Genomic DNA, 13,411 nt, shown 5'->3' on the forward strand with positions numbered 1-13,411 from the left:
GATTATTCCGCCGCCTCTGTGGACGGTCCGAACATTGCCGCTGGCGGCGCTTCGCCCGCCGACCTCACCTGGCTTGGCGCGGCGCCGGTAATGCGTTTGAAGGCGCGGCTGAACGAGGCTTCCGACTCGTAGCCGAGGCGCTGAGCCACGATGGCGATCCGCAGCCTGTCGCGGGCGAGCCATTGCCTCGCCTGATGCATCCGGACCTGCGCGACATAGCGCGCCGGCGTCTCGCCGACCACCTCGGCGAAGCGCTGGGCGAAGCCGGAGCGCGAGGCGCCCATCAGTTCCGCCAGGCTTTCGACCGTCCAGTCGGTTTCGGGATGGGCGTGGACCGCCGCGAGCACCTTGCCGATCTGCGGGCAGCGCGCCGCCGCGACCCAGCCCTTGCTGGTGCCGCAGCCGCTTTCGACCCAGGCGCGGATGATCGTCGCGGCCAGCACGTCGGCGAGGCGCGCCATGATGCCGCCGGCGCCGACCCGGTCCAGCGCGACCTCCTGACCCATCGCCTCGAGCAGATGCGGGATGCCGGGCTCGTTGGCGATGAAGTCGGACATCCGCATCAAATCCGGCATCAGCCTGAGCAGCGGGTGGCCGGTATCCACATTGAAGGTCATGCGGCCGGTGAAGACCAGCATGTGCTCGCCGCTGCCGCCGCCTTCGACATCGAAGATATTGCCGTAGAACTCGCGCACCCGGCAGTTGCAGGGAGGGGAGGGCACGACCTCCGGCGAACTGGCGAGGACATGGCCGCCGCCGCGCGGCAGCAGCACGGCGTCGCCGTCCTGCAGCTCCAGCCATTCGCCCGCGGAAGTCTTCAGCCAACAGTTCCCGCGCGAGACGAAATGGAAATAGGCCTCATGGGTCTGGGGGAAGACGACGCCCCAGGGCGCGGCCATCTGGCAGCGGCTGTAATCGACCCCGTCGAGCCTCAGGCCGCGGAGCATCTCGGTCAGATGGTCGACGGGAACGGTCATCGCAATCCTGGACGAACAGTCATGAGATGCGGATTATATAGCATGGAAACTCCATGGCGCTACTCCCATCTTCCGGCGACTTCATGGAGAACCCCATGTCTGACGCTCTATCCGCTCCCTCCTTTCAACTCGATGACACGCAGGACGAGACCCGCGAAAGGCCCGCCTGGGCCGCGGTCGTCTCGCTGACCTTCGGCGTCTTCGGCCTGGTCACGGCCGAGTTCCTGCCCGCCAGCCTGCTGACGCCGATGGCTAACGACATCGGCGTCTCGGTCGGCGCCGCCGGGCAGGCGGTCACGGCCACGGCCGTGGTCGGCGCCATTGCCGGCCTCGCCGCCGCCATCGTCACCCGCGGCATCGACCGCCGCGTCGTGATCTGGTCGCTCACCGGCCTGCTGATCCTGTCAAGCGCCATCGCCGCGATCGCCACCAACCTGCCGACGCTGCTGTTCGCCCGCGTACTGCTCGGAATCGGGCTCGGAGCGTTCTGGTCGATGGTCGCTGCGACCGCGATGCGGCTGGTGCCGCCGAGCGCCCTGCCAAAGGCGATGTCACTGATCTTTACCGGCGTCTCGGTCGCAACCGTCAGCGCGGCGCCGATCGGCGCCTATATCGGCAACCTGATGGGCTGGCGCTTCGTGTTCTGGCTTTCGGCCTTGATCGGCGTGGTGACGCTCATCGTCCAGATGGCGGTGCTGCCACGGCTGCCGGCGCGCGGCTCGCCCGATATCCGCACGCTGTTCCGCCTCCTCGGCCAGCCCAGCATCGCTCTCGTCCTCGCCGGCATCGTCGTGGTGATCTCGGGGCATTTCGCGGGCTTCACCTATGTCCGCCCGTTCCTGGAACAGATCCCGAAGCTCTCCGTCGAGGCGATCTCGCTGGTGCTGCTGGCCTATGGCGTCGGTGGGTTCTTCGGCAACTTGCTGGGCGGGGCGATCACGGCGCGCAGCGCCAAGGCCTCGGTGATCTTCGGCGCCTTCGCGATTGCGCTGATGGGCGCGAGTCTGCTCCTGATCGGGACATCACCGATCGCCTCGGCCGTCGCCGTCGGGCTCTGGGGTTTTGCCTTCGGCGCGCTGCCGGTCGGCTTTCAAACCTGGCTGGTGCGCGTTGCGCCGGAGGACGAGGCCGAGTCGGCCGGTGGCCTGCTCGTCGCTGCCTTCCAGGTTGCGATCGCCAGCGGCGCCGTGTTCGGCGGGCTGCTGGTCGACGGCTTCGGGACGCTCGGCGTGATGGCCTACGCGATGATCGCAACGTTGGTTGGGGGGCTCGGCGTGCTGCTGCTCGGAGGGAAAAGCCCCGAGCGCGTCGGAGCCGCGGCCCACGCCCTCTGACCCTATCGGCAGGCCGATAGAACAGATCGGGCGCGTGATGCGCCCGATCACTTTTCTTCAAGACAGCGCCGCCGCGGGAAGGTTTATGCTCACGGCATGGAAGCAGTCACCCAAGGCGAAACATTCTGCCTCGAACCGCTCGTCGCCGGCGAGCGGGCGAAGCTGTTTCCGGCCGCCCGCTTCGACGGGCTGGACTGCCTGGCCGCGACCTTCCGCCGCCACGCCTATGCGCCGCACCGGCATGAAAGCTATGTCCTCGGCACCATCGAAGCCGGCTGCGAAACCTTTCGCGTGCGCGGCGCCCGCCACTACGCGCGGCCGGGGCTGATCACCTTCGTCAACCCGCTGGAGACCCATGACGGTGAGCCCTACGGGCCCGGCTACAGCTATCGCATGACCTATCCCGAGATCGGGCTGATTCGCGAGGTCGCGGCTTCGCTCAGCGGCCGGGAGATGAACGGGACGCCGTTCTTTCCCGAACCTCTCGTCGAGGATGCGGAAGGCGCGGCGCTCTTCACCGCAGCTCATCGCGCGATCGAGGATGGCGAGGACCTGCTGGCGGGCGAGGAAATGCTCCTGCGCTTCTACGCGCATTGCCTGGCCCGTCATGCCGAGCTGACGGTTCGGACCGTCGGCGTGGAGGAGGGACCGGTCGCCAAGGCGCGTGAATTGTTCGAGGCTCGCTACGAGGAGGACTTGTCGCTCGCCGATCTGGCGCGGTTGACCGGCCTGCCGCGACACCATCTGATCCGGGCCTTCCGTCGGGAAACCGGGCTGACGCCGCATGCCTACCTCGTCGACGTCCGCGTCCGGCGCGCCCGGGAGCGACTCAGGCGCGGGGAGATGCCGGGCGATGTCGCGGCGGCGACCGGCTTCTGCGACCAGCCGCATCTGACGCGGGCCTTCAAGGCGCGCTTCGGCGTGACCCCCGGCGCCTTCCGGGCAGCGCACGCCGGTTGAGCCGGCCCTTCGAGAGAACCGAAACCATGTCCACGATGCGCGACGACATCAGGCGCGGCCTGAGCGATATCTGGCCGGCTGCGGTAGCGGCGGCCCCGATCGGCCTGCTGTTCGGGGCGGTTGCCGCCAGCAAGGGGCTCTCGCCGCTCGAGGTCTTCCTGATGAGCATCATGGTTTTCGCCGGCGGGGCGCAGTTCGCTGCGATCGAGCTCTGGGCGAGCCCGGCGCCGGTCGCTGCGCTGGTGTTCTCGACGCTGCTCATCAATGCGCGCCATGTGCTGATGGGCGCGTCGCTCGCTCCGAAGCTGCAGGGCTTCGGCCGCTGGCAGAAATTCCTCGGCCTCTACTACATGGCCGACGAGAACTGGGCGTTGGCCGAGAAGCGCGCCCGTACGCACCGCCTGACGCCGGCCTACTGGTTCGCGATGGTCGTTCCCTTCGTGGCGGGCTGGCTGGTCAACTCGACGCTCGGGGCCGTGATCGGCGCCGTTCTCGGCGATCCGAAGCGGCTCGGTGCCGATTTCGCCTTCACGGCACTGTTCATCGCGCTCGTCGCGGCGTTCTGGAAGGGGCGGGTGACGTTCTGGACCGTGACTGCAGCCGGTGTCGCTTCGGCCGCGACCTATCGGCTCGCCGGACCGCCCTGGCATGTCGCGGCCGGCGCACTTTGTGGCCTGCTGGCCGCCTGGCTCGCGGCGGGCCGCGAGCCGCGGGCGCGAGCCGTCGTCATCGAGGAGGCCAAGGCGTGAGCGTCGATCCGATCAATCTCGTCGCCTTCCTCGGCATGGCGATCGTGACCTATTTCACGCGTGTCGCCGGGCTGGCGCTGGTGGGACGCCTCAATCTCTCCCCGCGTGCGCAGGCTGCGTTCGACGCGATTCCGCCTGCCGTGCTCGTCGCGGTGATCGCGCCCAGCGCGCTCGCCACCGGCTGGGCCGAGACCGCCGCCGCAGCGATCACGGCGCTGGCTGCGACGCGGCTGCCGCTGCTGGCCGTGGTGGCGGTCGGCGTCGTCGCCGTGGTGGCCTTCAGGATGGTCCTGTGACCGGCGTCCTGCTCTTCAAGAGACACGGACGAATCGTCACAACGGCCGGCAGGCCGCCTCCAGCCAGGCCTTTGCCTCGCCTTCGACCTGCGGTGATAGCTTCGCCCGGACCTTGGCGTGATAATCGTCGATCCACGCGATCTCGCCGTCGTCGAGCAGATTCAAGTCGATCAACGCCCGTTCATAGGGGCACCAGGTGATCGTCTCGAAGCCGTAGATCGTGCGCTCCGCGCCGGGGATATGACGCTCCTCCACGACGATCAGGTTCTCGATGCGGATGCCGTAATCGCCTTCCTTGTAGTAGCCGGGCTCGTTGGAAAGGATCATGCCTGGCTCCAGCGGCGTGGTGCCGAGCTTCGACAGGCGCTGCGGCCCCTCATGCACCGAGAGATAGCTGCCGACGCCATGGCCGGTGCCGTGGTCGAAGTCGAAGCCGCCCTGCCAGAGCGGCAGCCGGGCGAAGGCGTCGAGCTGCGCGCCCGATGTACCCTTGACGAAGACGAGCCGCGAGATGGCGACATGGCCCTTGAGCACCCGGGTATAGCGATCGCGCATCTCGGCCGTCGGCTCGCCGACGACGATGGTGCGGGTGATGTCGGTCGTCCCGTCCTCGTACTGGCCGCCGGAATCGACAAGAAAGATGCCGGGCTCGATCGGCCGGTTGCTGGCCGCGGTCACGCGGTAATGCGGCAGCGCCGCGTTGGGACCCGCAGCGGCGATGGTGGTGAAGGAGACGTCCTTCAGCAGGCCGGTCTTCAGCCGCTCGTTCTCCAGTGCCGCGACGGCGTCGATCTCGGTGAGGCCGCCCTTCGGCGCCTCGCGCGCGAGCCACGACAGATAGTTCGCCATTGCCACGCCGTCGCGCAGGTGGGCAGCACGGGAGCCTGCAAGCTCGGCCGCGTTCTTGCGCGCCTTCATCAGGGCGATCGGATCGGCGCCGGCATCGGGCGTGCCACCGGCATCGCGGATCAGGGTCGCCAGGGCTGAGGCGGCTGTCGCCGCGTCGAGCCGGACCCTGGCCCCCGCCGCGCCGAGCCTCGCGATCTGCCGCTCGAGATCGCTCGGAGGCGCGATCTCGCCGACGGCCCCGATGGCGTCGCCTGCCTCGTTGGTGATCTTTTCCGGCGAGAGGAAGACGGTCGGGCGCCCGGTGCGCGGAACGATGGCATAACCGAGCGGCAGTGGCGTGTGCTCGACATCGCCGCCGCGGACATTGAAGGTCCAGGCCAGTGCATGCGGATCGGAGACGATCAGCGCATCGACCTTTGCCTCGGCCAGCGCCTTCTGGATGCGCGCGAGCTTGGAGGCGGCGTCCTCGCCGGCATAGTCGGCGCGGTGCGCCTTGACGGGTGCGGCAGGCGGGGCAGGGCGGTCCGACCAGAGCGCATCGATCGGGTTTTTCGCGACGGGTACCAGAGAGCCGCCGGCCGCCGCGGCCGCCTTTTCCAGCCGCGCCACGCCGTCGACGGTGTGGAGCCAGGGATCGTAGCCGAGCTTGCCGCCAGCCGGCAGATTCCGCTCAATCCAGAGGTCCAACGGGGTCTCCTCCATGCGCACCGGCGTGACGACCCTGGTGTCGGTCTGCTCGGCCGACTGGATGGTGTAGCGGCCGTCGACGATCAGCGCTGCCTTGTCGGCCAGCACCACGGCATTGCCGGCCGAACCCGTGAAACCGGTCAGCCAGGCGAGGCGGGCCATATGCGCCGGCACGTACTCGCCCTGATGCTCGTCGGCACGGGGCACGACGAAGCCGTCGAGTCCCAATGCGATCAGAGCCTGACGCAAAGCTGCGATCCGGCCGGCGACCTGGGCGGGGTCGCTCGGCTCGGTGAAGGATTGGAAGCGGCAGGTCGGAGAAGACGATTCGATCATGGCAGGGTCCGGCGCAACATGCGCGATGGTTGCGCCCCCGGGACGAAAGCGCCAGCGCAAATACGGCGGCAGGGCGATGCCCATTTGGCGGGAGCGCGCTGCCCGCTGAAACCGCATTGTGCCGTCTCGTTATGCAATCTGCGCAAACATTAAAGAGATCGAACTTACTGCATGCGTTTTGTGCATATCTCGCATATGCGAACACATCTTCTCGCACATGCGAAATGCATCCACTTTAGTCGTACAAGAGAACGAGGAAGCGACCGGGACTGTCCTTCGTTTCGATCGGAGATAGACCCATGACCTACGTACTGAACAACGCCGATGTGCTGCCCGTGCCTGTCATGGCCGAGACGGACGCGAAGCGCACGGGGAAGCCGGGCCTGCTGCAGCGCCTTTATGCCGCGATTCTGGAGAGCCGCATGCGCTCGGCGGCGCGCGAACTGCGGGCCCGCAACATCGTCGTCAACGAGGCAGGCATCGTGCTCGGCGGTATTCCGTTCACGCGCCTGTCGAACGACGCCACGCTCCCCTTCAACCGCTGATTTTCCGGTGCGCCCGACAGGGGCACCATAACCGAACGGATCAAAGCGATGATCGCTGTCATCAAGCATACTGTCGAGCGGATTGCCGATGCGGTGAAGTTCGCCGCCGCCGTCTGGCACGACGCACGCGGCCTCCAGCGCGAAGCCGAGCAGAAATACGGCCTTCTCGGTTTCTGAGCCGAAGGATAACGGCCTCGCGCCGCCGGCCAGATCCGGCGATGCAGCAGGTCAGGCAGGGCGGCGGGGCCTCGGGGCCGCGCCGCCCTTTTTCATGACCAGCGTCGCCCAGCCTTCGCGCAGGGACCGGCTTGCCAGCGCGAGGCCCTGGTGCCTGTAGGCCGAGACGACACCGGCGACATCCATCGCGAGCAGGCCGGACAGGATGAGCGTTCCGTCCGCCGCCAGGGCGCGGGCCAGAGCCGGCGCGAGGCGCCTTACCGGCCCAGCCAGAATATTGGCGAAGATCAGATCGAAATGGCCGGGCCGGTCGGCCTTGGCGTGGCGCAGACCGGGCGCGACATAGAGGTCGAGCGCGCCTGGGGCATGGTTGAGACGGGCGTTGTGGGCCGAAACCTCGACCGCCACCGCATCGATGTCGCCCGCGACCACCTTGCGCTTCGTCTGCTTGGCGAGCGCCAGCGCGAGGATGCCCGTGCCGGTACCGACGTCGAGTCCGTGGCGGGGGCGGCACTTCTTCAACTCGGCGTCGAGCGCGAGCAGGCAGCCTGATGTCGTGCCGTGATGGCCGGTGCCGAAGGCGAGCGCCGCCTCGATCTCGATGGCGATGTCGTTGGACCGAACCGTGCCGCGGTCATGCGCGCCGTGGACGAGCACGCGGCCGGCCCGCACCGGCTTCAGGCCGTCGAGGCTCGTCGCGACCCAGTCCTGCTGGTTCACCGTCGTGAAGGGGGTTGCGTCGACGACCTCGCCGACGATCGGCCGCAGCAGGTCGCGCACAGCCTCTTCATCCGGGTGGCTGGCGAAATAGATCTCGACCTTCCAGGGCGCATTGAGCGAGAGCGTGGTGACGCCCTCCTCGACCTCGAAGGAGGAGATCGCCGTCTCCGTCGGGTCGAAGACCTCGCCGAGCAATTCGGTCAGAGCGCGGGCGTTCTCACCCGAGGTGGAGAGTTCGAGGACGGTCGCAACCGTCGCTGGCAGGAGGCCTTCGCGCATGCGCTGCCATAGCAGGGCGCGCGCGGCATGTCATGATCGTCCGGGAAGGTCTAGGCTGTCGCCGATGAAGCGGGGAAACAGCCGGTGTTTTCGCATGTCTGTGTCGGAACGAATGATTTTCCGCGGGCGGAGGCGTTCTACGCAGCTCTGTTCGAGGTGCTGGGGCATCCGCTGCGCTTTCGCGACCCCGGCAATGCCGCTGCGGCCTGGCAGCCCGGCGATGCCGAACGCCCGCTGTTTTTTCTGACGAAGCCATTCGACGGCTTGCCAGCCTCTCCCGGCAACGGGCCGATGACCGCCTTTCTGGCGCCGAGCCGAGCCGCGGTCGATCGGTGCCACATGGCGGCCCTCGCCTCCGGCGGCACCTGCGAGGGGCCGCCGGGATTGAGATTGCACTACCACCCGCACTACTACGGTGCCTATTTCCGCGATCCCGATGGCAACAAGCTCTGCGTCTGTTGCCATCGCGACGAATAGGCCCGGTAAGGGTCAGCCGTGTCGGGCGTTCAGCGCGGCGAAAACCTGCGCGAAATTGCCGCTCGCCTCGGCATCGCGCAGTGGCTTGCAGCGTTCGACGATCACCTCGGTGGCCTCGGGCTGCGTTTCGAGGATCGTCATGACCTCGCTGATGAAATCCGCGAGCGGCATCGCCGCCGGATCCGCGGCTTGCTGTGCGCCCATCAGCTCGGTCTGCACATAGGGCGGCGCGATCTCGACGACCTCGACCGATGTATCCTTGAGCTGCTCGCGCAGGCCGATCGACCACGAATGGATCGCGGCCTTGGTCGCGCTGTAGGTCGGGGTCAACGCCAGCGGCACGAAGGCGAGGCCGGACGAGACGGTCAGGACAGTGGCGCGCGGTTGCTTCAGGAAATGCGGCAGCAGCGCCGTCGTCAGGCGGATCGGCCCGAGCAGGTTGGTCGCGATCGTCTCCTCGGCGATGGCGAGATTGTCGGCGGCGGGTACGTTCTCCGGCTTCATGATGCCGGCATTGTTGATCACGGCGTTCAGGCTCGGGAAGCGTTTGACCGCCTGCCTGGCGAAGCCAGCGATATCGGCCCCGTCCTGGATATCGAGCAGCATCGATTCCATGCCGGGATTGGCAGCGGTGACCGCGTCGAGCACGGCTTCGCGGCGGCCGGCGATGACGACCTTGTTGCCCTTGGCGTGCAGCGCCTCGGCCAGCGCCCGGCCGATGCCCGAGCCGCCGCCGGTGATGAGGATGGTGTTTCCGGAAATCTTCATGGCAAGGCCCTCTCGTGGTTGCGTGAGACGAGATGGCGCCGTTACTCTTCAATGGAAAGAAGGCGCGTAAAAGTGCCATACGCACCAAAAGGAGAGTGTCGGATGCAAGCGATCCGGAACGCCATGGCGGCGATGCATCAGCGTAGCGATGCGATCCCGCCGGTCAGCCCGGCGGTGGAGTCGCTGGTGCGACAAGTCATCGCGCAAGTGGCGGACAAATGGACGATGCTCGTGCTGGAAGCGCTGGAGGAGCACGGCACGCTGCGCTTCACCGAGGTCGGGCGCATGGTCGGCGGCATCAGCCAGAAGATGCTGACCAAGACCCTGCGCGAGATGGAGCGCGACGGGCTGGTCGTGCGCACCGTTCATCCGGTGATCCCGCCGCATGTCGATTACACGCTGACCGAGCTGGGGCGGGAGCTGAGCGCCGCATTCTGCGGCGTCTGGACCTGGGCCGAGACCTATTACGCCGAGGTCTCGGCGGCGCGGAAGGCGTTCCGCGAGCGGGAAGGCGGGGCGTGAGGCACGTGTTCCCGGCCGCCCGCTCTCCCGAGGTTTATGCTGTGGCGCTCCTTCCTCGTCTGCGAAGGTAAAGGATCTGCGCGGTCAGCCCGACCACGAGCGCGGCGAGGATGGCCGCTTGCGTCCCGAGGAGAAGCGGGGATTTCGGGTCGGTGACGATGGGGTGTCCGTCGGGAACGCGGCGGAGGATCTCGCTGACCGTGGGGAGCATGAGCAGGAACACCGTAATGCTCAGCGTGATCGTCTCGACATAGGTGACCAGCCGCGCGGGCAACCGCGTCAGGCCGACGGTATAGCCGACGATCAGCATCAGGAGCGTCAGCACGCCGGCGATGTGGCCCGCGGGGATAGGCGTGACGAGGAAGACCGTGACGGCACCGATCAGCATCGAGATGAAATAGATCCTGCCGGCGAGGGAGCGAGGCACGATCCGGCCATGGGCCGCGAGCATATAGGCTGCGGCGGGAATGGCCGGGAGGCTGCCGAGGGTATGCACCCAGCCGAGGGGGGAAATGCCGAACATGGGAGAGTCTTTCTGACGTGGGAGGCAGGGGTGGGGAATGCTACGTGGCGAGCGTCGTAAAGATTTCTATCTACTAGTCGGTAGGTTCGAGAGGCAGAGATTGCCAGGGCGTGGCACCCATATCAGTGCGGCGGAACGATCCGCTGCAGGATCGGGCGCGTGATGGCGCCGAACATGCCGGGATCGCCATAGGCGCGGGCGGACAGCATGGCGCCGTGGACGGTGGCCATGAAGATCTCGGCTTCATCGCGGGCAGAGCCGGTGAGCCGCAGGCGGCCGAGATCGGCGCCGCGTACCAGAACCGATGTCAGCCAGCCTGAAAGAGAACGGAAATAGGCCCGCACCTCGACGACGACGTCCTCGGGCAGGACGGGGATTTCGCCGGCGAGGAGGGCGCAGAGGCAGAAGGAAGCGGATGCGTCGCCGATGCAGGCTTCCCAGTGGCCGATATAGGCCTGCAACTGCTCGACGGGGTCCGACACATGCCGCTCCAGATTAGCGAGTCCGGCCTCCGACTGCTCGCGATGCCGCGCAACGAGCGCGCGGACCAGATCCGACTTGCCGGGGAAATGGTGGTGAATGCTGGCGTTGCGAATGCCGACGACCTTGGCGACATCGGCATAGCTGAAGCCGTTGTAGCCACCCTGAACGATCAGGGAGCGGGTGCATCGCAAGATGTCGTCGGAGGTCGTGGATGCGGTGGCCATAATTTTTTTCTACCTACTAGTAGATAGATAGTCAAGCGACGTGCTGGCCTGCAGATTTTCGCAGCCGACGCTATCCCGCCTTCTGGACGAAGCTATCGAGCACCATCTTCCGCCCGGCCTTGTCGAAATCCACCGTCAGCTTGTTGCCGTCGACGCTGGCGACGGAGCCGGGGCCGAACTTGACGTGGAAGACGCGGGCGCCCTCGCCATAGGCGGATTCGCCCGATGATTTCGCTGTCAGCTCGCCTTCGATCAGCAGTGGGCCGCGCTGGCGGGAGGAGTTGCCGAAGTTGCCCTGACCGAAGCCGCGGCCGCTTTCGGAGAAGCCGCTGCCACCGCCGCTGTTCTTGGCCCGGTTCTCCTGCGCGCGCTGCCAGCCCGGCGTGTTGTAGCTGGAGCCGAAGCTCTCCATCCGGTCGAAGCGCGAGGCGCCGTAGCCGCCTTGGCTATAGCTGGTCGGGGCCTGCTCGACCTCGACATGCTCCTCCGGGAGCTCGTCGATGAAGCGGGAGGGCAGGCTGGTCTGCCAGAGGCCGTGGATGCGCCGGTTCGAGGCGAAATAGAGCTTCAGCTTCTTGCGGGCGCGGGTGAGGCCGACATGCGCGAGGCGGCGTTCCTCCTCCAGCCCTGCGCGGCCGCTCTCGTCGAGGGCGCGCTGGTTCGGGAACAGTCCTTCCTCCCAGCCGGGCAGGAAGACCGTGTCGAATTCAAGCCCTTTGGCGGCGTGGAGCGTCATGATCGAGACGCGGGCCTCGGCCTCGCCGTCGCCGACATCCATCACGAGCGAGACGTGTTCGAGGAAAGCCGGCAGGTCGGGGAATTCGTCGAGCGAGCGCACCAGCTCCTTGAGGTTTTCCAGCCGCCCGGCGGCGTCGGCCGAGCGGTCCTTCTTCCACATCTCGGTATAGCCGGACTCTTCCAGAACAAGCTCTGCGAGCTCGCCCTGCGGCATGTGCTCGGCGCGGGCTGACCAGCGGCCGAAGGCCTCGACCAGTTCGCGGAGCGCCGTGCGGGCCTTGGGCTTCAGTTCGTCGCTTTCGACGGCGGCACGGGCCGACTGCATCAGCGAGAAGCCGGTGGCGCGGGCATGGTTGTGCAGGAGCTGCACCGTAGCGTCACCGAGGCCGCGCTTGGGGACGTTGACGATGCGCTCGAAGGCGAGGTCGTCGGTCGGAGAGACGACGCAGCGCAGATAGGCCAGCGCATCGCGGATTTCGGCGCGCTCGTAGAAGCGCGGGCCGCCGATGACCCGATAGGGCACGCCGGCCTGGACGAAGCGCTCCTCGATCTCGCGCATCTGGGCGGAGATGCGCACGAGCACCGCGACCTCGGCGAGATTATATTTCTTGGCCTGCATCGCCTCGATCTCGTCGGAGATCAGGCGGGCTTCCTCCTGGCTGTCCCAGGCGCCGGTGATGGTGACCTTCTCGCCGAGCGCATCCTCGGTACGGAGCGTCTTGCCTAGGCGGCCTTCGTTGCGGGCGATCAGCTTTGAGGCAGTGGCGAGGATATGACCGGTGGAGCGGTAGTTGCGCTCCAGCCGGATCACCGTTGCGCCCGGAAAATCGTGCTCGAAACGCAGGATGTTGTCGACCTCGGCGCCGCGCCAGCCATAGATCGACTGGTCGTCGTCGCCGACGCAGCAGATATTGCGACGGCCCTGCGCCAGCAGACGCAGCCAGAGATACTGCGCCGTGTTGGTATCCTGGTACTCGTCGACGAGGATGTAGCGGAAGCGATCGTGATAGGTCTGGAGCACGTCCGGATAGTCGCGGAACAGCGTCAGGCAATGCAGCAGGAGGTCGCCGAAATCGACGGCGTTAAGCGCCTTCAAACGCTCCTGATAGGCGGCATAGAGCTTGCCGCCCTTGCCGTTGGCGAAGACGGCGGCCTCGCCTGCGGGAACGTCCTTGGGGGAGAGGCCGCGGTTCTTCCAGCTATCGATGAAGCCGGCCAGCATGCGGCCGGGCCAGCGCTTCTCGTCGATGCCCTCGGCCTGGATCACCTGCTTCATCAGGCGGATCTGGTCGTCGGTGTCGAGGATGGTGAAATCGCTGCGCAGGTCGAGCAATTCGGCGTGGCGGCGCAGCAGCTTGGCCGAGATCGAGTGGAAGGTGCCGAGCCAGGGCATACCCTCGGCGACCGGGCCGACGAGATGAGCGACGCGCTCCTTCATCTCGCGCGCCGCCTTGTTGGTGAAGGTGACGGCGAGGATCTGCGAGGGGTAGGCGCGGCTGGTCGAGATCAGGTGGCCGATGCGGGTGGTGAGCACGCGGGTCTTGCCGGTGCCGGCGCCGGCCAGCACCAGAACCGGGCCGTCCGTCGCCTCGACTGCCTGCCGCTGCTCCGGATTCAGGCCCGCGAGATAGCCGGCCGCCGGCTGCGCGGCAGCGCGCGCGGCGAGGCCGCCGGGGCGGGGCGGGGGAGCGGAAAAGGGGTCTGCGTCGGACAAGAGTGTGCGCTGCTCGTGCGTGATTCGTTCTCCGGCGAATATAGGGCGTCGCT

Annotated in this window: 15 protein-coding genes; 8 read left to right on the top strand and 7 right to left on the bottom strand. The window is 67.2% G+C overall.

The features are described from left to right. Positions 1-2 precede the first annotated feature (2 nt). Positions 3-977, bottom strand: a complete 975-nt coding sequence (locus BGO20_RS17400; RefSeq protein ID WP_291660467.1) for an AraC family transcriptional regulator — start codon at positions 975-977, stop codon at positions 3-5. A gap of 95 nt (positions 978-1,072) precedes the next feature. Between BGO20_RS17400 and BGO20_RS17405 the strand changes: the two genes are divergently transcribed. The 4 genes from BGO20_RS17405 (at position 1,073) to BGO20_RS17420 (ending at position 4,316) form a co-directional block, all read left to right on the top strand. After that, on the top strand, positions 1,073-2,311 hold the full coding sequence (locus BGO20_RS17405; RefSeq protein WP_291660468.1) for an MFS transporter: 1,239 nt from the start codon (positions 1,073-1,075) through the stop codon (positions 2,309-2,311). Between the two features lie 96 nt (positions 2,312-2,407). Further along, positions 2,408-3,271 carry an AraC family transcriptional regulator gene (locus BGO20_RS17410; RefSeq protein WP_291660469.1) on the top strand — a complete coding sequence of 288 codons (864 nt, stop codon included), beginning with the start codon at positions 2,408-2,410 and terminating at the stop codon, positions 3,269-3,271. 26 nt (positions 3,272-3,297) lie between these two features. After that, the gene (locus BGO20_RS17415; protein ID WP_291660471.1) at positions 3,298-4,020 is read left to right on the top strand and encodes an AzlC family ABC transporter permease; all 723 of its coding nucleotides are present in this window, start codon (positions 3,298-3,300) and stop codon (positions 4,018-4,020) included. Further along, entirely contained in the window at positions 4,017-4,316 is a 300-nt protein-coding gene (locus BGO20_RS17420; RefSeq protein WP_291660472.1) for an AzlD family protein, read from the top strand. The genes BGO20_RS17415 and BGO20_RS17420 overlap by 4 nt, the downstream gene beginning before the upstream one ends. 36 nt (positions 4,317-4,352) lie before the next feature. Here BGO20_RS17420 and BGO20_RS17425 read toward each other — a convergent pair whose 3' ends face one another. Next, positions 4,353-6,188 (bottom strand): aminopeptidase P family protein, encoded by a 1,836-nt coding sequence (locus tag BGO20_RS17425; protein WP_291660473.1) that lies wholly within the window; start codon positions 6,186-6,188, stop codon positions 4,353-4,355. A gap of 299 nt (positions 6,189-6,487) precedes the next feature. On the opposite strand from BGO20_RS17425, the gene BGO20_RS17430 reads away from it, so the two are divergent. After that, entirely contained in the window at positions 6,488-6,733 is a 246-nt protein-coding gene (locus BGO20_RS17430) for a hypothetical protein (RefSeq protein WP_291660474.1), read from the top strand. 48 nt (positions 6,734-6,781) lie between these two features. Beyond that, on the top strand, positions 6,782-6,910 hold the full coding sequence (locus BGO20_RS17435; protein ID WP_291660476.1) for a hypothetical protein: 129 nt from the start codon (positions 6,782-6,784) through the stop codon (positions 6,908-6,910). Positions 6,911-6,961: 51 nt separating this feature from the next. Here BGO20_RS17435 and BGO20_RS17440 read toward each other — a convergent pair whose 3' ends face one another. After that, the gene (locus BGO20_RS17440) at positions 6,962-7,909 is read right to left on the bottom strand and encodes a 50S ribosomal protein L11 methyltransferase (protein ID WP_291660477.1); all 948 of its coding nucleotides are present in this window, start codon (positions 7,907-7,909) and stop codon (positions 6,962-6,964) included. An 84-nt stretch (positions 7,910-7,993) separates the two neighbouring features. Between BGO20_RS17440 and BGO20_RS17445 the strand changes: the two genes are divergently transcribed. After that, on the top strand, positions 7,994-8,386 hold the full coding sequence (locus BGO20_RS17445; RefSeq protein ID WP_291660479.1) for a VOC family protein: 393 nt from the start codon (positions 7,994-7,996) through the stop codon (positions 8,384-8,386). Positions 8,387-8,398: 12 nt separating this feature from the next. Here the strand turns inward: BGO20_RS17445 and BGO20_RS17450 are convergent, their stop codons facing one another. Next, positions 8,399-9,154: an SDR family oxidoreductase gene (locus BGO20_RS17450; protein ID WP_291660481.1), complete on the bottom strand. Its 756-nt coding sequence runs from the start codon at positions 9,152-9,154 to the stop codon at positions 8,399-8,401. Between the two features lie 102 nt (positions 9,155-9,256). Here BGO20_RS17450 and BGO20_RS17455 point away from each other — a divergent pair, with 102 nt between their 5' ends. Next, positions 9,257-9,676 (top strand): winged helix-turn-helix transcriptional regulator, encoded by a 420-nt coding sequence (locus BGO20_RS17455; protein ID WP_465246049.1) that lies wholly within the window; start codon positions 9,257-9,259, stop codon positions 9,674-9,676. A gap of 34 nt (positions 9,677-9,710) precedes the next feature. On the opposite strand, the gene BGO20_RS17460 is transcribed toward BGO20_RS17455, so the two are convergent. From BGO20_RS17460 to BGO20_RS17470, 3 genes are all read right to left on the bottom strand, one after another. Continuing rightward, positions 9,711-10,199: a hypothetical protein gene (locus BGO20_RS17460; RefSeq protein ID WP_291660483.1), complete on the bottom strand. Its 489-nt coding sequence runs from the start codon at positions 10,197-10,199 to the stop codon at positions 9,711-9,713. Between the two features lie 122 nt (positions 10,200-10,321). Next, positions 10,322-10,906 (bottom strand): TetR/AcrR family transcriptional regulator, encoded by a 585-nt coding sequence (locus BGO20_RS17465; RefSeq protein WP_291660485.1) that lies wholly within the window; start codon positions 10,904-10,906, stop codon positions 10,322-10,324. 70 nt (positions 10,907-10,976) lie between these two features. Beyond that, positions 10,977-13,358, bottom strand: a complete 2,382-nt coding sequence (locus tag BGO20_RS17470) for an ATP-dependent helicase (protein ID WP_291660486.1) — start codon at positions 13,356-13,358, stop codon at positions 10,977-10,979. Between the last annotated feature and the right edge of the window lie 53 nt (positions 13,359-13,411).

Source organism: Allobosea sp. 67-29, from assembly GCF_001898115.1.
In the GTDB taxonomy this organism is placed as follows: domain Bacteria; phylum Pseudomonadota; class Alphaproteobacteria; order Rhizobiales; family Beijerinckiaceae; genus Allobosea.